The sequence below is a fragment of the Schaalia odontolytica genome, from assembly GCF_031191545.1.
In the GTDB taxonomy this organism is placed as follows: Bacteria; Actinomycetota; Actinomycetes; order Actinomycetales; family Actinomycetaceae; genus Pauljensenia; species Pauljensenia odontolytica.
Window position 1 is genome coordinate 1,250,292 of record NZ_CP133472.1, and the last position, 19,317, is coordinate 1,269,608.

5 protein-coding genes are annotated in these 19,317 nt (G+C 64.7%); all 5 read left to right on the forward strand.

All coding sequences use genetic code 11. The annotated features are described in order from the left end of the window. The first annotated feature begins 4 nt into the window (after positions 1 to 4). The 5 genes from RDV55_RS05360 to RDV55_RS05380 all read left to right on the forward strand — a co-directional run bounded on the left by RDV55_RS05360 (position 5) and on the right by RDV55_RS05380 (position 19,191). Entirely contained in the window at positions 5 to 3,049 is a 3,045-nt protein-coding gene (locus RDV55_RS05360; protein ID WP_111823344.1) for a leucine-rich repeat protein, read from the forward strand. A 222-nt stretch (positions 3,050 to 3,271) separates the two neighbouring features. Further along, positions 3,272 to 7,078, forward strand: a complete 3,807-nt coding sequence (locus RDV55_RS05365; protein ID WP_111823345.1) for a S8 family serine peptidase — start codon at positions 3,272 to 3,274, stop codon at positions 7,076 to 7,078. Between the two features lie 204 nt (positions 7,079 to 7,282). Then, entirely contained in the window at positions 7,283 to 11,080 is a 3,798-nt protein-coding gene (locus RDV55_RS05370) for a S8 family serine peptidase (RefSeq protein ID WP_111823346.1), read from the forward strand. Positions 11,081 to 11,312: 232 nt separating this feature from the next. Next, positions 11,313 to 15,134: a S8 family serine peptidase gene (locus RDV55_RS05375; protein WP_111823347.1), complete on the forward strand. Its 3,822-nt coding sequence runs from the start codon at positions 11,313 to 11,315 to the stop codon at positions 15,132 to 15,134. A gap of 232 nt (positions 15,135 to 15,366) precedes the next feature. Continuing rightward, positions 15,367 to 19,191, forward strand: coding sequence for a S8 family serine peptidase (locus tag RDV55_RS05380; RefSeq protein ID WP_111823348.1), 3,825 nt, complete (start codon positions 15,367 to 15,369; stop codon positions 19,189 to 19,191). The last annotated feature ends 126 nt before the right edge of the window (positions 19,192 to 19,317 follow it).

Consider the following 19,317-nt stretch of genomic DNA (forward strand, 5'->3'; position numbering starts at 1 on the left):
CCTCATGGGAACCGCGAAGCCCCTGGTCGACAACGAGGGCGGCCGTGGTGCCTACTATTCTCCTCGTAAGATCGGCTCCGGCCTGGCCAACGCCGTGGCGGCCTCCTCCGCGACCGTGTTCCCCACCGTCGTGGAGGCGCCCGACCAGACCCGGCCCAAGGCCGACCTCGGAGACGGAACCGAGGGCTGGACGTTCTCCATTCGCCTGACCAACACCGCTTACGAAGCACGCACCTACCGGCTGAACACGCAGGCTCTCTCCGAGGTTGTCGCCTCCGGTGTCTTCACCCAACACAGCGCCAACTGGACTGACCAGGGTATTTCGGTCAGCTACTCGGGCGACGTCAGCGGAAGCACTGACTCCTCGACGATCACCGTGCCGGGTCGTGGCATCGTCACCGCGACTGTGACCATCACGCCGCAGGCGGCTTTCGCCGCCTACGCCCACGCCTACGCGCCCAACGGCACCTTCGTCGACGGTTTCACGGTCCTCACCTCGATGACCGAGGGAGAACCCGACCTGTCCATCCCCTTCCTCGGCTTCTACGGTGACTGGGGTGCCGTTCCGGTCTTCGACTCCCTCGCCTCCGACGGTGGCCAGGCCCACGCAGTGGCCTCGCGTCTCGCCTCCGCGACCACGGGTGTTCCCCTCGGAGTGAACCCGCTGGCCGGATACACCTCCGCGGCCTCGGCTCCCGCCCCCAACCCGGACACCTACGTCGTGTCCGCCTCGACGTGGGCGCAGGGCCCCTCCGCGATCCGACCGGTCACCGGGCTGCTGAGGTCGACGAAGAGCATCACCTACACCTACCAGGACTCCGCGGGCAACACGGTGCGCCAGTACTCCTACAAGAACACCCGGAAGTCCCTGTACGACGACTACAGCCGCGGCATCGCCTCGGGTGAATCCTCCATCGGTGACCCGTACTTCGACGGCTACGACTGGCACGGCCGCCGCCTCCCTGAGGGGCGCTACACGCTGCGCATCGACGCCGTCACCGACGGCCCGAGCTCGCGCACCCAGACGCTGACGTACTCCTTCGCCTACGACCTGACCGGGCCCAAGATCAGCGGAGTCAACGTCCGGGGCCAGGGTGACGTGCGCACCGTGTCCTTCGACGTCACGGACTCCTCGCCCATTGCCTCCATTGACTTCCACGACCCGGCAAACGGTTCCTACTACTACCGCACCCTCGTGACCGATGGGGGAACCCTCGGAGCTGACGGACAGCGCACCTATCACTTCGACGTGCCCGTCGCCGACCTGCAGCGCGGCTGGGAGTCCCACGGCGGCACGGGCCAGGCTCCCACCAACCCGACCCTGTATGCGTGGGACTACGGCGTGAACGCCTCCGCCGGTGTGACGGTCTCGGTCGGCGCCGCGGACCCGATCACGCTGTCCACTTCCTCGGTCGTGATCCCCGCTGGTGAGGCCTCCCAGGTCTCCGCCGTTCTGAGCCCGTCCCTGTCTGGCTCCCGGGTCGTGTGGTCGCTCGCGGACCCCTCGATTGCGTCGCTGACCACCTCACCCGACACCCTGACGGCGACGATCACCGCGGGAGCGAAGGAAGGGTCCACGACCCTGACTGCGTGGGTATACCAGTGGGATGGAACGTGGGCTTCCGCCTCTACGGAGGTGAGCGTTCGCGCTGCCGCATCCTCCGACTTCACCATCGACGAGGCCGGGGTCTTGCGCTCCTACAGCGGTAGCGACACGGAGGTGAGCGTCCCCAGCGGCGTCACAGCGCTGGCCGACCGCGTCTTCGCCCGCTCCTCCGTCACCTCAGTGGAGCTGCCCGACACGGTCGAACGCATCGGGGCCTCCGCCTTCGAAGGTGCAGCCTCGCTGGCACGTGTGACGGTTCGCGACGCGCGTGGACAGGTCACAGACGCTCTTCCCTCCGCGCTGCGTCAGATCGGAGCGCGCGCCTTCCTGGGCACCGCGCTCGACGCCATTGACGTGCCGGACAGTGTGTTCGATATCGGGCCGGGAGCCTTTGCGCTCATGCCCTCGCTCACGGGGGTGAGCATCGGAAGCGGCGTGCGTGAGGGCCAGCTGGTCTCCACCTTCACCGCCTCGCCCAAGCTCAAGGCGATCACCGTCAAGGCGGACAACGCCTCCTACGAGAGCGTCGACGGCGTCCTGTTCACGAAGGGCCGCGACACGCTGCTGACCTACCCGCTCGGACGTGACGGCGTCACCTACACGGTTCCCGACGGCACGCGAGTGCTCGCCCAAGAGTCCTTCGAAGGGACGCCCCTGGACGAGGTCACGTTCCCGGATAGCCTGCGTCGCATCGACCGCTACGCTTTCGTCGGATCCCGCCTCTCCTCCCTTACCCTGCCCGACTCCTTCGAGACGATCGGCGCGCACGCGTTCCGAGGAATCACCTCACTCACCTGGGTCAATATCGGCGGGACGACAACCATCGGAGAGTCGGCCTTCGACGGTGACCGAAACATTAGCGCCATCAACTTCCGGTCCGACCTGGCGCGCCTGACGAGCATCGGCGCGCACGCCCTGCGGGGTGTTCCAGTCACCCCGCCCGCGCTCAACCCCGCGACCGTTCAGGCCGAGACGCCCGCGACCGGCCCGACGCCCGCAACTGGCCCCACGCCCGCGCCCATCGCCAGCCCGGATGCCTCCCAGCCTGGAGCCGACTCGGCCTCGGGCGGACGAGTCGCAGTCGGGGACGCCGCCCCCGAGACACCCTCTGCCGGCACCTCGGCTCCGACGCCGCCCGACACTGCCGATCAGGGGGAGGGGAGCGATGCCCCTGCGGGTAATGCCACTCCCGCGGCAAACGCCACCAGCCCCGGTACTGGGACCTCCTCCCCAGTTGCAACCGATCAAGTCGTGACCGTCGTCGGACGCACCGCGCTGTCTCTCGGAGACGCTGCCGACTACCACGCGCCGCATCCCAAGAGGACGAGGCCCTCGTCTCTGGCAACCACCGGAGCATCAACGGACGGCCTCATCGGTATTGTTACCTTAGCCGTGACGCTCGGCTCCGTTCTGGTTGTCGCTCGCAGGCAACGCCTGAGCTGATGACAAACGCAGCGAGGACCCCGGGGAAACATCCGCGGGGCCCTCGTGCATGGGTGCCCACTTGACGTGGGATGTTAGACGCTTCAGATCCCCTTAAAGAAGCAATAAGCAATCCAATGATTGTCAGCTGCGTCATATGAGGTATTTTGTTGGGAGACGGCTGGTACACCGACGTACCGCGTGCCACCGGCGCGCCGTCCCCCAACACAATGGAGAAGGCTTATGTCAACGAAGAAATCGGCTGCCCTCCTCGCCTTCGTCGGCGCGTTCGCGCTCGCGGTCACCGGGCCGGCCACCCTGGCCTCGCCCCTGCCCCCGAGTCCTTCCGGCATGCATGAAGGTGCGGCGATATCCCAGCCCCCGGGCGGGATCGATACGGCTCTGACCTCGAAGAGTGGACTCAGCGGGCCCGCCTCGACCGCCGAGGAGGATCCCGCGCGCCTCGTCGGCGTCATCGTCCAGCTTGAGGACGGTGCCTCACGCGACGCGGCGATCTCACAGATCAACGAGGCTGTGGCCTCGGCGTTCCCCGGTGCCTCCGCCCACGTGGAGCGCGAGTACGACAAGGCGTTGCAGGGCTTCGCGCTGAGCGCGCCCGCCGGCTCCCTCGACGCGATCCGTAACCTCCCGGGCGTGCGAGCTGCGTTCCTCGAGCGTGAAGGTCACGTGAGTGACGTGGCCGCCCCCGATGCCGAGGGTGGCATCGAGGCGTCGCAGGCTACCACGCAGGATCCCGCCAACCTCAGCGCCCAGCTCATGATGCGCACCGACCAGGTCGCCCAGAAGGGTGAGGGCACGGTCATCGCCGTCATCGACACGGGCGTCGACATGACGCATCAGGCCTTCATGGGTGAGCTCGCGTCCGCGCCCACCCTCACCCCGCAGAAGGTCGCCGCGATGACCTCCCAGCTCGGTGAAGGAAAGACGGGCGTCTACGTGTCGCAGAAGTTCCCCTTCGCCTATGACTATGCGGACGGTGACAATGACGCATCGCCGCGCGAGGGAGGCTCCGGCTTCCACGGGACGCACGTCGCAGGCATCTGCGCCGGCAACGCCGACAAGATCGTCGGTACCGCCCCCAATGCGCAGGTGATCGTCGCGAAGGTGACTCGCACCGAGGACGACGCGTTGCTGGATTCGGCGCTTCTCGCCTCCCTCGATGACATGCTCGTCCTACATCCCGACGTCATTAACCTGTCGCTCGGCTGGACCGCGGGCATGGACAGTGAGGCCGACTCCGTGTATGCGACCGTGTACAAGAAGCTCCAGGAAGCGGGAATCACCGTCAATGCGGCCTCGGGTAACGCCTTCTCGACCGGGTACGGCAACAACTCAGGCAAGGGCCTGCCCTATGCCACGGACCCGGACTCCTCGGTCATGGACGAGCCGGCCACCTACTCGTCGGTGGTTGCCGTCGCCTCGGTCGAGAACGCCCTCATCCGCAACGCCTTCACGGTGAACGGGAAAGACATTGGATATCAGCGCTCGCGAGGCATGAACGGCGAGAAGGTCGCCTACTTCTCCGACCTGCCCGCCGGAACCTACGAGTACGTGGACGCCGGCTTCGCCTCCGAGGAGGACGCGGCCGCACTCGCAGCGAAGTACCCGGAGGGCCTGGCCGGCAAGATCGCGCTCGTCTCGCGCGGCAAGATGACCTACCAGAAGAAGGTCGAAAACCTCTACGACCTGCACCCGGCTGGCATTCTCGTCTACAACAACGTGTCGGTCGGATCCCTCATTATCATGAACCTGACGACGCAGGACGTGCCCGCCGCCTTCATTTCTCAGGCCGACGGCCAGGCGATGCTGGACGCCCCCGAGCACAGGCTCTCGATCGCCGAGGGGCAGGTCCTCCCGCAGTCCACCATCTACGAGGCCTCCGAGTTCTCCGCGTGGGGCGTGTCTCCGGACCTGCGGCTCAAGCCCGAAATCGCCGCCCCCGGTGGCAACGTTTTCTCAGCGATACCGAACGGTGCGTACGAGCAGACTTCGGGCACCTCGATGGCCACGCCCCAGATGGCTGGTATCAGTGCGATTGTGCTTCAGCGTGTGCAGTCTGATCCTCTGTTTGCGTCGATGAGTGCGCGTGAGAAGGTTGAGGTGGTGCAGAACCTGATTATGGGTACGGCTCGGCCGCTGACGGATGCCGCCCAGACTTCGGGTGTGCTTTATTCGCCGCGTAAGCAGGGTGCTGGCCTTGTGGACGCTTTGGCTGCCACGACTTCGTCGGTGTACCCGACCGTGGTTGGTGCTCCCGAGCAGTCCCGGCCCAAGGCGGACCTGGGGGATGGAACGAAGGGTTGGCACTTTGATGTCACTTTGCACAACCTGTCGGGTGTGGAAGCCACGTATGAGTTGAGTTCGCAGGCCCTCTCTGAGATCGTCGAGGGTGGTTTCTTCACCGAGCATTCCTCGGATTGGCGAGGCCGTGGCGTGGAGATTCGGTACTCGGGTGGTGCGTCGGCTGTGGCCGAGGGGGCGAGTGTGACTGTTCCTGCGAGCGGCGAGGTCACCGTCGGCATTGACGTTACGCCCGGGGCTGAGTTTGCTTCCTACGTCGCGCAGAGTGCGCCCAACGGTACCTTCCTCGATGGTTTCGTGCGTTTCGCCTCGAAGACCGGAGGCCAGCCGGACCTGACCGTGCCCTACCTGGGTTTCTACGGGGACTGGGGCAAGGCACCTATCTTTGACGCCCTCGCCTCCGAAGGCGGCGCGCACACCCTGGCCTCGGGTATCTACAACGGGACCACCGGACAGCTCCTCGGATACAACCCCCTCATCAAGGCTGCAGACCGTCGAGGGGCCCCAAACCCCGATCGCTACGTGATCTCCCGATCGCCGGCGATGGGGGCACCCACCGTCCTCGAGCCTCGCACGGGAACGCTGCGTAGCGTCCACTCGCTGACCAGCACCTACACGTACGAGGGCGGCGCAATCGTCGCGTCCGTGACGAACCACCGCAACTGGAAGTCCGTCTATGTGACGAGCATGGAGGAGAATACCTGGGTCGAGGCATACCACGATCCCACGGCGTTCACCGCGAACATGGGGGACTTCGTGGACCTACCCTCGGGCATGTACACGCTGCGAATCGCCGCGTCCAACGATGGGCCTTCCTCGGCTGAGCAGTCGATTTCCTACAAGTTCCGTCTCGATACCACCGCCCCCGTTATCTCCAACCTCGTGTACTCGGGCATGGGTGAGGGCTTCGTCGTCACCTTCGACGTCACCGACGACTCGCCACTGGCGGCGGTCGACCTGCATGATCCCGCCGACGGACTGTGGTTCTACCGCCACGTCTTCACGGAGGATGAGGGCAGCATCGGCCCGAACGGCGAGTGGACCTATCATGTCGAGATCCCGCTGAGCGAGATCTACCGGGCGTGGACGGAGCAAGGCGGAACGGGCGACGTCATCGCCAACCCATACGTCCTGGCGTGGGACTACGGCCTTAACCCCTCCGCCGCCTTCCCGATTGACGTTCCCAGCAACAACACGGGTTCGCCGCGGCTGTGCTCGGATCCTGAGGGAGGCAACTGGGTCAAGGACGGGATCGGCTGGTGGTATGCTTGCGCCGATGGTAGAAGCTACCTCAAGGGCGGATGGTTCACTATCAATGGCCGCGACTACCTGTTCGGTCCGTCGGGCTACATGGCGACCGGCTTCCTGAAGCGGGTCGACGGCCGGTGGGTCTACGCGGATCAGGACGGTGCTCTCGCGAGCGGCTGGATCCGCGACGGCGGCCAGTGGTACTACCTTGACCCTGCGACCAAGGTCATGGCCACCGGCTGGGTTGCAGACGGTGGCTCCTGGTACTACCTGAGCGCCTCCGGGGCGATGGCTACCGGCTGGGTCCAGGTGGATGGGTCCTGGTACTACCTGTCCAGCTCGGGCACGATGGCGACGGGCTGGATCAAGGTCGGCGGCCTCTGGTATTACCTGGGACCCGATGGTGCGATGCTCACCGGCACCCAGGTCATCAACGGACGCACCTACGTCTTTGACGGCAGCGGCGCATGGGTCGGATGACCCGAGCGCTGATCTGACGACAACGACGAGGCCCGGGACGCTCTCTCACCAGTGGCCCGGGCCTCGTTCGCCGCGTGTCCTGCGTGCCCCCGCCGGAGCTCCGTGCGGAGGTTCTTCGCAGTCTCGTCCCCGTATCGCGGCCGATTGACGCGCGCCCGCTTCGTGTTGCTCGCGATACCCAATCAACACAATGGAGTGATTCACATGACAATGAAGACAACAACGTCGTTCCTCGCGCTCGCAGGTGCCTGCGCGCTCGCGCTCACAGGGCCGGCGTCTCTCGCGGTTCCACCGACTCCCACTCCGCCTGGACCCGCACCCGACGTCGCGGCCTCGTCTCTGCCCGTGGGCGACGTCGACACTGCGCTGACATCGAAAAGTGGCGAGACTACCGTGCCCGAACCCAGTGATGGGCGTAAGGACCCCACGGCGATCGTCGGCGTCATCGTCCAGCTTCAGGATGGGGCGGAGCGCGATGCTGCGCTGGCCTCCATCAACGAGGCCGTGGCCTCGGCGTTCCCGGGTTCCTCCGCCCACGTTGAGCGCGAATATGACAAGGCGTTGCAGGGCTTTGCGCTGAGCGCGCCCGCGGGCTCCCTCGATGCGATCCGAGCGGCGAGCGGCGTCAAGGGTGCGTTCGTTGAGCGTGAGACCCAGGTCAACGAGAACGCGGCAGCGGATGCGGAGGGTGGTTTCGCGGCTTCACGCCTGTCAGACCAGGATCCGGACAACCTCAGCGCCCAGATCATGATGCGCACCGACCAGGTGTCCCAGAAGGGTGAGGGTAAGGTCATCGCGGTCATCGACACGGGTGTCGATGTCTCTCACCCGGCTTTCGCGGGCGCACTCGCGTCCGCGCCGTCGATGACCGCCGAGGCCGTCGCTGCGCTGACACCTCAGCTGGGTGAGGGTAAGAGTGGGGTCTACGTGAATGAGAAGTTCCCCTTCGCGTACGACTACGCTGAGAATGATGCGGACGTTTCCCCCTCGGTATCCCACGGCACGCACGTGGCCGGGATTGCCGCCGGTAACGCCGACCAGATCGTCGGAGTCGCCCCGGAGGCGCAGATCGTCGTCGCGAAGGTCTCGCGAGACGGCAGCAGAGCTATCTCGGATTCAGCGCTGTTGGCCGCTCTTGATGACATGGTTCTCCTGCGCCCCGATGTCATCAACCTGTCGCTCGGGTGGACGGCCGGCATGGACAACGAGGCTGACTCCGTGTATGCGACCGTGTACAAGAAGCTCCAGGAAGCGGGGATCACCGTCGACGCGGCCTCGGGTAACGCCTTCTCGGCCGGCTACGGCAACACCTCCGGGCGCAACCTTCCCTACGCCTCGGACCCCGACTCATCCGTCCTTGCCGAACCCGCCTCCTACTCCTCCGTGGTTGCCGTCGCATCCCTCAACAACAGGTTGACCCTCAACGTCCTTAAGGCGGCCGGGCGCGACATCGCCTATCAGCGTGCGCGCGGCGCAAACGGCGAAAAAATAGCTGAGCTCACCGAGCTGAACCCAGGCGACTACGAGTACGTGGACGCCGGCTTCGCCTCCGAGGAGGACGTGGCCGCACTTGCAGCGAAGTATCCGGATGGCCTGGCGGGTAAGTTCGTACTCGTCTCGCGCGGAGAACTGACCTATAGTGCGAAGATTGACAACATTGCACCGCTCAAGCCCGCCGGAATCCTTGTCTATAACAACGTTCCCGGTGAAGAGCTCTTGGTGATGAGCCTGACGACGAGCAGTGTTCCCGCCGCTTTCATTTCGCTTGAGAGCGGCCAGGCGATGCTGGCGGCCGCAGATCACCACCTGACCCTCGTGGATGGAAAGACGATCACCCCGAACTCGAACTATTCGATCTCGGACTTCTCCGCGTGGGGCGTGTCTCCGGACCTGCGCCTCAAGCCCGAAATCGCCGCCCCCGGCGGAGACGTCTACTCTGCGGTCCCGGGTGGTACCTACGAGTTCATGTCCGGCACGTCCATGGCGAGCCCTCAGATGGCTGGTATCAGTGCGATCGTGCTTCAGCGTGTGCAGTCTGATCCTCTGTTTGCGTCGATGAGTGCGCGTGAGAAGGTTGAGGTGGTGCAGAACCTGATTATGGGTACGGCTCGGCCGCTGACGGATGCCGCCCAGACTTCGGGTGTGCTTTATTCGCCGCGTAAGCAGGGTGCTGGCCTTGTGGACGCTTTGGCTGCCACGACTTCGTCGGTGTACCCGACCGTGGTTGGCGCTCCCGAGCAGTCCCGGCCCAAGGCGGACCTGGGGGATGGGACGAGGGGTTGGCACTTTGATGTCACTTTGCACAACTTGTCGGGTGTGGAAGCCACGTATGAGTTGAGTTCGCAGGCGCTGTCTGAGATTGTCGAGGGTGGTTTCTTCACCGAGCATTCCTCGGATTGGCGAGGCCGTGGCGTGGACATCTCGTACTCCGGAAAGACCGTGAGTGGCACCGGTGAGGGTGCGACCGTCACCGTCCCGGCCGGTGGTCAGGCCATGATCGGCGTGGACGTCACCCCAGGTGCCGATTTTGCTTCCTATGTTGCGCAGAATGCGCCCAACGGTACCTTCCTCGATGGTTTCGTGCGTTTCGCCTCGAAGACCGGAGGCCAGCCCGACCTGGCCGTGCCCTACCTGGGGTTCTACGGGGACTGGGGCAAGGCACCTATCTTCGACGCCCTCGCCTCCGATGGTGGGGAGCACGCCCGCGCCTCGGCCATATATAACGGCATGAGCAACCAACCTCTGGGCTACAACCCCATGATGAAGGCCGAGGATTGGGTTGGTAACCCCAGGGCTGACCGTTACGTCCTGTCCCGGTCCGAGGCCTCGGGCGCACCCTCGGTCTTGGATCCGCGCACCGGCACATTGCGTAGCGTTCACAGGCTCAACACCGTGTATTCGAATGCTGCCGGAGAGACGATCGAATCCCTCGTGACTCATCAGGCCTGGAAGTCGAACGCCGAGGGCACCCGTGGCGTGATGAGCTGGGTTGAGCTGTGGCATGATCCCACGTATTTGTATACGCGCACCGAACCCTACGAGGACCTGCCCGATGGAATGTACAGGCTGACGATCTCGGCGCACAACGATGGTCCTTCGCAGGTGGAGCAGTCGATCTCCTACGACTTCCGCCTCGACACGGTGGGGCCGGTCGTCTCTCACCTGACCTACGTCGGTGAGGGTGAGGACACGGTTGTGTCCTTCGACGTCTCTGACTCATCGCCCCTTGCGGGCATCGATCTGCACGACCCGGCCGACGGTTCGTGGTTCTACCGTCACGTCTTCACGGATGCGGAGGGCACGGTCGGGGCGGATGGGACATACACGTACCACGTCGAGGTTCCCTTCAAGGATATTGATGCTGCCTGGGGGCAACAGGGTGGCTCGGGCAGCGTCATCGCCCACCCGTACCTGCTGGCCTGGGACTACGGCCTCAACCACTCCGAGGCCGCGACCCTCGACCTGCCCTCGGAGAACCCGGGAGCATGCCTCAAACCCGACGGCGGCCACTGGGTGAAAGATGTTGCCGGTTGGTGGTACGCCTGCGCTGATGGCGCGGGTTACTTGAAGGACGGCTGGTTCACCATCAACGGGCGCGACTACCTATTCAACCCCTCTGGCTACATGCTGACCGGTTTCCTCAAGCGTGCCGACGGCCAGTGGGTCTACGCGAATGAGTCCGGTGCCCTCGTGGGCGGCTGGGTGCGTGATGGCGGCCAGTGGTACTACCTGGATCCGGCCACGAAGGTCATGAAGACCGGCTGGGTTGCAGACGGTGGCTCCTGGTACTACCTCACGGCTTCCGGTGCGATGGCGACCGGCTGGGTCCAGGTGGATGGGTCCTGGTACTACCTGTCCGACTCGGGCAAGATGGCTACCGGCTGGGTCAACGTGGGCGGTTCCTGGTACTACCTGAATGCCTCCGGCGTCATGCTCACCGGCACCCAGGTCATCAACGGGCGCACCTACGTCTTTGACGATTCGGGAGCCTGGATGCGATAAGACTCCTGCCTGTCCGTTCTGTCAAGACTTATGCCCAGGCCTCGGAACCTCGCAATATGCGTGGTCTCGAGGCCTGGGTAACGTTATCGGTAAAATAATCGTCAGCTGTTTCTCTTCGTGAAACAAAGTTTGTCACAAGACTTCTCTGCGGTATGTTGACAGTGACGGCCGACATGACGAGATCCTCGCCGTGTCCGAACACGGTCGTCCATCAACACATTGGAGTACGCATATGACAACGAAGAAACCAGCGACGCTCCTCGCGCTGGCTGGCACCGCCGCGCTGGTGGTCGCTGGCCCCGCGACCCTCGCATCCCCTCCAACCCCAGTGGACACGCGACTCGATGCTGGTGCCACGGCCTCGTCCCTGCCGGTCGGTGATGTCGATACCGCGCTCACCTCAAAGAGTGGGCAGACCTCCCAGCCCGATCAGGTTACGCCGACCGCCGAGCAGGATGCCTCGGCGATCGTCGGGATCATCGTGCAGCTGGATGAGGGGACTGACCGTTCCTCCGCCCTCGCCTCGATCAACGAGGCCGTGGCTGGCGCGTTCCCGGGCGAGAGTGCCCAGGTGCAGCGCGAGTACGATAAGGCGTTGCAGGGCTTTGCGCTGAGCGCGCCCGCGGGTTCCCTCGACGCGATCCGCGCGGTGAGTGGCGTCAAGGGAGCGTTCCTCGATCGCGATACCCACGTCGACGGCGTAGACGACCAGGTCGCCGGCGAGGGTGCAACGAACTCCTCGCGCACCTCTGCCCAGGATCCCGCCAACCTCAGCGCGCAGCTGATGATGCACGCCGACCAGATCGCCCAAAAGGGCGACGGCAAGGTCGTTGCCGTCATTGATACGGGCGTGGACATGACGCACCCGGCGTTCACGGGTGCTCTCAAAGGAACCCTCGGGCTTTCCGAAGACAAGGTGGGTGCCCTGGCCCCCCAGCTGGGCGACGGAAAGACCGGCACCTACGTGTCGGATAAGTTTCCCTTCGCGTACGACTACGCAGATGACGACCCGGACGCCTCGCCGACCGGTGAAGCCGGATCGCACGGCACGCACGTCGCAGGCATCACCGCGGGCAACGCGGGTGAAATCGTTGGCATCGCCCCCGACGCCCAGATCATCGTGGCCAAGGTAGCGCGCAGCAGTGACGGTGGTATCCCGGACTCGGCGCTGTTGGCCGCCCTCGACGACATGGTGGTCCTGCATCCCGATGTCGTGAACCTGTCCCTCGGACAGACCGGCGGCATGGACAACGAGGCCGACTCCGTGTATGCGACCGTGTTCAAGAGCCTCCAGGAAGTGGGCGTGACCGTGAATGCGGCCGCCGGCAATGAGTACACGGCGGGATACGGCAACCTATCCGGCAAGAACCTGCCCTACGCCTCTGACCCCGACTCCTCGGTCCTGTGCGAACCCGCGTCGTATTCCTCCGTCGTGTCCGTGGCTTCGGTCGACAACTCGCTGGCCCACAGTGCCTTCTCCGTCGGAGACCGCGACATTCCCTACCAGCGCGCCGGCGGCGCCGAGGGGCAGAAGATGCCCGACCTGTCCGACATGACCGGGGGCCCCTTCGAGTACGTCGATGGCGGAATTGGCTCGCCTGAGGACGGTGCCGCGCTCAAGGCCGCGTACCCCGAGGGTCTCGAGGGCAAGATCGTTCTGGTCAAGCGAGGCCTCCTCACCTTCCAGGACAAGTTCAACAACATCGCGGCAGCCAAGCCCGCCGGCTTCATCGTCTACAACAACGTTCCCGGTGATTCGCTCGTTGTTATGAGCCTGGTGACCGACGGCGTGCCCGCCGCGTTCATCTCGCAGGCTGATGGAGAGGCGATGCTGGCCGCCGCCGACCGTCGCCTGAGCGTCGCCCCAGGTAAGGTTGTGGCCCCGAGCGCGAAGTACTCCATGTCGAGCTTCTCCTCCCTCGGTGTCACTCCCGACCTGCGCCTCAAGCCCGAGGTCAGCGCCCCCGGCGGAAACATCTATTCCGCGGTCCCGGGTGGTACCTACGAGTTCATGTCCGGCACCTCGATGGCGACTCCGCAGATGGCGGGTGTGAGCGCTGTGGTCCTGCAGCGTGTGCAGTCTGATCCTCTGTTCGCGTCCATGAGTGCGCGCGAGAAGGTCGACGTCGTCCAGAACCTCGTCATGGGTACGGCGGCCCCTATCGTCGACCCGCTCCAGGACACTGGTGCCCCGTACTCCCCGCGTAAGCAGGGCTCGGGATTGACGAACGTCCTGGCTGCCACGACCTCGTCGGTGTATCCGACCGTGGTTGGTGCTCCCGAGCAGTCTCGGCCCAAGGCGGACCTGGGGGATGGGACCACCGGCTGGCACTTCGACGTCACGCTCCACAACCTGTCGGGCGTGGAGGCGACGTACGAGTTGAGCTCACAGGCACTCTCTGAGATCGTCGCCGACGGCTTCTTCACCGGACACTCTGCCGATTGGCGAGGCAAGGGCGTGGACATCTCGTACTCAGGAAAGACCGTGAGCGGCACCGGTGAGGGTGCGACCGTCAACGTCCCCGCGAACGGAGAGGCCACCCTGGGCGTGGACGTTAAGCCCGGCGACCAGTTCACCGCCTTTGCTGCGGCGAACGCGCCCAACGGCACCTTCCTTGACGGTTTCGTGCGCTTCACCTCGCGTACCGATTCGCAGCCGGACCTGACCGTGCCCTACCTGGGTTTCTACGGAAGCTGGGGGAAGGCTCCCATCTTCGATGCCCTCGCCTCCGAAGGCGGTGCGCACACGCTCGCGTCCGGCGTCTACAACGGCACCACGGGCATGCAACTGGGATACAACCCCCTGGTCAAGGACGCTGATCGCATCGGTCTGCCCAAGGCGGACCGCTACGTGGTCTCTCGGTCCGAGGCCTCGGGCGCACCGACGATCCTCGAACCGCGCACGGGTACGCTGCGCAGCGTCCACACCCTCAACGCCGCGTACACGAACGCCCCCGGGCAGACGGTCTCCTCCTTCACGCGATTCATGAACTGGAAGTCCGCGCTGGATTCCTCCGGAAAAATGACGTGGGTTGAGCAGGGACACGATCCGCTCACCCTCGATGCGCGTTCCGACGCGTTTGAGGGCCTGCCGGACGGTGCATATAAGTTGACGTTGTCGGCGCACAACGATGGGCCTTCGCAGGTGGAGCAGTCGATCTCTTATGATTTCCGCATTGATACGGTCGCGCCCGTTGTCTCCAACCTGGAATACAAGGGTGAGGGTGCTGACATGGTCGTCTCCTTCGACGTTTCTGATTCCTCGCCGCTGGCTGGGATCGACGTGCATGACCCGGCCGATGGCCTGTGGTTCTACCGCTACGTTTTCTCAGACAGGGAGGGTAATCGTGGGGCGGATGGGACATACACGTACCACGTTGAGGTTCCCTTCAAGGATATTGATGCTGCGTGGGGCTACCAGGGTGGCTCGGGCAGCGTCATCGCCCACCCGTACCTGCTGGCCTGGGACTACGGCCTTAACCACTCGGAGGCCGCGACCCTCGACCTGCCCAGCGATAACCCCGGCGCGACCGAGGCGTGCGCAAGCACCGACGGCGGCAACTGGGTCAAGGACGGTGCCGGTTGGTGGTACGCCTGTGCCGGTGGCAAGGGGTACCTCGCGAACGGTTGGTTCACGATCGATGGTTCGGAGTACCTGTTTGGTCCGTCTGGCTACATGGCGACCGGTTTCCTCAAGCGTGCCGACGGTCAGTGGGTCTACGCGAATGAGTCCGGTGCCCTCGTGGGCGGCTGGGTGCGTGATGGCGGCCAGTGGTACTACCTGGACCCTGCGACCAAGGTTATGAAGACCGGCTGGGTTGCAGACGGTGGCTCGTGGTACTACCTGCGCGCCAACGGGGCGATGGCTACCGGCTGGGTCCAGGTGGATGGTTCCTGGTACTACCTGAGCGCCTCCGGCGTGATGGCCACCGGCTGGGTCAACGTGGGAGGCTCCTGGTACTACCTGAATGCCTCCGGCGTCATGCTCACCGGCACCCAGGTCATCAACGGACGCACCTACGTCTTTGACACGAACGGCGCATGGATTGGGTGAGATGAGGTGATCCGCACCTAACGGTGTTCATGTTCGGGTCCGGGAACCTTGCTGCGTAAGTGTTCCCGGACCCGAAATCATGCTGACAGTAAAATAATGTCCAATCGTTTCCCAATGTGAAACAAAGTTTGTCATATGCGTCCCGTGCGGTATGTTGACAGTGACGGCCGGCACGGTGGAGTCCCCTCCTCCTGCCAACACGGTCACCCGTCGACACATTGGAGTTACCCACATGACGATGAAGAAAACAACGGCGTTCCTCGCGTTCGCCGGCACCTGCGCGCTGGCGGTGACAGGGCCCGCGGCACTCGCAGCGCCGCCAAGTCTCGCAGACGCGCATCCCGCTACCGGAGCTACGGCCTCGTCCCTGCCGGTCGGTGATGTCGATACCGCGCTCACCTCGAAGAGTGGGCAGACTTCCCAGCCCGACCAGGTCACGCCAACCGCAGAGCAGAACCCCGCGGCGATCGTCGGGATCATCGTGCAGCTGCAGGAAGGCTCGGACCGAGCGGCATCCCTTGCCTCGATCAACGAGGCCGTGGCCTCGGCATTCCCGGGCGAGAGCGCCCACGTGCAGCGCGAGTATGACAAGGCGTTGCAGGGCTTTGCGCTGAGTGCGCCCGCGGGCTCCCTCGACGCGATCCGCGCGGCGAGCGGCGTGAAGGCCGCGTTCCTTGAGCGCGAAACCCGCGTCAGCGATGTCGACGAGGTCGATGCCGAGGGCGGCACCCAGGCCCCCCGGCTCTCGACCCAGCATCCCGACAACCTCAGCGCCCAGATCATGATGCGCGCCGACCAGCTTACCCAGAAGGGTGAAGGCAAGGTCGTCGCCGTCATCGACACCGGCGTCGAAATGACCCACCCAGCTTTCGCGGGCGCACTCTCAGGTAAGCCGTCGATGTCCGCCGACGACGTCGCTGCCCTGGCGCCCCAGCTGGGTGACGGCAAGACCGGGGTCTATGTCAATGACAAGTTCCCCTTCGCCTACGACTACGCGGACGGCGACAACGACGCGATGCCCGCCAAGGGATCCTACGGCTCCCACGGCACGCACGTCGCCGGCATCACCGCCGGCAACGCCGACCAGATCATCGGTGTCGCCCCCGAGGCGCAGATCATCGTCGCGAAGGTCTCGCGCAGCTCAGACGGCGAGATTCCCGACTCGGCGCTGCTCGCCTCCCTCGACGACATGGTGGTCCTGCACCCCGATGTCGTGAACCTGTCCCTCGGACAGCTCGGCGGCATGGACAACGAGGCCGACTCCGTGTACGCAACCGTGTTCAAGAAACTCCAGGACGAGGGCGTCTCGGTCAACGCCGCGGCCGGCAACCACTACTCGACCGGATACGGCAACACCTCCGGGCGCAACCTTCCCTACGCCTCCGACCCCGACTCCTCGACCCAGTGCGAGCCCGCCACCTACTCCTCGGTCCTCGCCGTAGCCTCGGTCGATAACCTCCTGTCCTACAATGCCTTCTCCGCCGCCGGAAAAGACATCGCCTACCAGCGTGCGCGCGGCGCAAACGGCGAGAAGGTCGCCGAAATCGCTGAGCTGGCCGCCGGATCCTACGAGTACGTCGACGCCGGATTCGCCACCGAGGAAGACGCCGCCGCCCTCACAGCGAAGTACCCCGATGGCCTGGCGGGTAAGTTTGCCCTGGTCTCACGCGGCAAGCTGACCTTCCAGAAGAAGATCGAGAACCTGGCGGCGCTCAAGCCCGCCGGTATCCTCGTGTACAACAACGTCGCCGGCGACTCACTCATGCTCATGAGCGTCACGACCCTGGACGTACCCGCCGCGTTCATTTCCCAGGAGAACGGTCAGGCCATGCTCGCGGCCGCAGATCACCACCTGACCCTCGTGGATGGTAAGACCATCACCCCGAACTCGAACTATTCGATGTCGGACTTCTCCTCGTGGGGCGTGTCTCCGGACCTGCGCCTCAAGCCCGAGGTCAGCGCCCCCGGCGGCAGCATCTACTCGGCCGTCCTGGACGGAAACTACGATCACCTCTCCGGCACGTCCATGGCGACCCCGCAGATGGCGGGTGTGAGCGCTGTGGTCCTGCAGCGTGTGCAGTCTGATCCTCTGTTCGCGTCGATGAGTGCGCGCGAGAAGGTCGACGTCGTCCAGAACCTCATCATGGGCACGGCTCGCCCCATCGCGGACGCCGCCCAGGAGACCGGTGTCTTCTATTCGCCGCGTAAGCAGGGCTCGGGCATCGTTGACGCCCTGGCTGCCACGACCTCGTCGGTGTACCCGACCGTGGTTGGCGCTCCCGAGCAGTCCCGACCCAAGGCGGACCTGGGGGACGGGACCACCGGCTGGCACTTCGAGGTCACGCTCCACAACCTGTCCGGCACTGATGCCAGCTATTCGCTGAGCTCCCAGGCCCTGTCCGAGGACGTTGACGGAGGATACTTCACCGGTAGCTCCACGGATTGGCGAGGCAAGGGCGTGGACATCTCGTACTCAGGAAAGACCGTGAGCGGCACCGGTGAGGGTGCGACCGTCATCGTCCCCGCGAACGGCGAGGCCACGATCGGCGTGGACGTCACCCCCGGCGACCAGTTCACCGCCTTTGCTGCGGCGAACACGCCCAACGGCACCTTCCTTGACGGTTTCGTGCGCTTCACCTCGCGCACCGAGTCCCAGCCGGACCTGACCGTGCCCTACCTGGGCTTCTACGGTGACTGGGGCAAGCCCGCGATCTTCGACCAGCTCAACTCCGACGGGTGGGGGCACACGCTACCCTCGGGCATCTATAACGGCACGAGCGGAAACATCCTCGGCTACAACCCGTTCACTAAGACGAGCGATCGTACGGGTCTGCCCAAGGCGGACCGCTACGTGGTCTCTCGGTCCGAGGCTTCGGGCGCACCGACGATCCTTGAGCCCCGCACGGGTACGCTGCGCAGCGTCCACACGCTCAACACCACCTACACGAATGCCTCGGGAGAGAAGGTCGCATCCTTCACGCGTTACCAGAACTGGAAGTCGGGTATCAGCCCGAGTACCGGCAGGATGACCTGGGTCGAAGAAGGCCACGAGCCGACGTCGCTCGACCTGCGTTCCGACGCGTTCAAGGGCCTGCCGGACGGTGCATATAAGTTGACGCTGTCGGCGCACAACGATGGTCCTTCGCAGGTGGAGCAGTCGATCTCTTATGATTTCCGCATTGATACGGTCGCGCCCGTTGTCTCCAACCTGGAATACAAGGGTGAGGGTGCCGACATGGTCGTCTCCTTCGACGTCTCCGATTCCTCGCCGCTGGCTGGCATCGACGTGCATGACCCGGCCGATGGCCTGTGGTTCTACCGCTACGTTTTCTCAGACAGGGAGGGTAATCGTGGGGCGGATGGGACATACACGTACCACGTTGAGGTTCCCTTCAAGGATATTGATGCTGCGTGGGGCTACCAGGGTGGCTCGGGCAGCGTCATCGCCCACCCGTACCTGCTGGCCTGGGACTACGGCCTTAACCACTCGGAGGCCGCGACCCTCGACCTGCCCAGCGATAACCCCGGCGCGACCGAGGCGTGCGCAAGCACCGACGGCGGCAACTGGGTCAAGGACGGTGCCGGTTGGTGGTACGCCTGTGCCGGTGGCAAGGGGTGCCTCGCGAACGGTTGGTTCACGATCGATGGTTCGGAGTACCTGTTTGGTCCGTCTGGCTACATGGCGACCGGTTTCCTCAAGCGTGCCGACGGTCAGTGGGTCTACGCGAATGAGTCCGGTGCCCTCGTGGGCGGCTGGGTGCGTGATGGCGGCCAGTGGTACTACCTGGACCCTGCGACCAAGGTTATGAAGACCGGCTGGGTTGCAGACGGTGGCTCCTGGTACTACCTGCGCGCCAACGGGGCGATGGCTACCGGCTGGGTCCAGGTGGATGGCTCCTGGTACTACCTGTCCAACTCGGGCACGATGGCGACGGGCTGGATCAAGGTCGGCGGCCTCTGGTATTACCTGGGAACCGATGGCGCAATGCTCACCGGCACCCAGGTCATCAACGGACGCACCTACGTGTTCGACGACTCCGGTGTGTGGCGAGGCTGATGTCTGATGGAATATGGCGGGGCTTCCCAAGAAGATTCTTGGGAAGCCCCGCTGTTTCACGATAAGTAAGCATTGTAGTGGTGTTGCTCTGACCTCTACTTGTGGGCCGGTCGGCGTGCGTTGTGC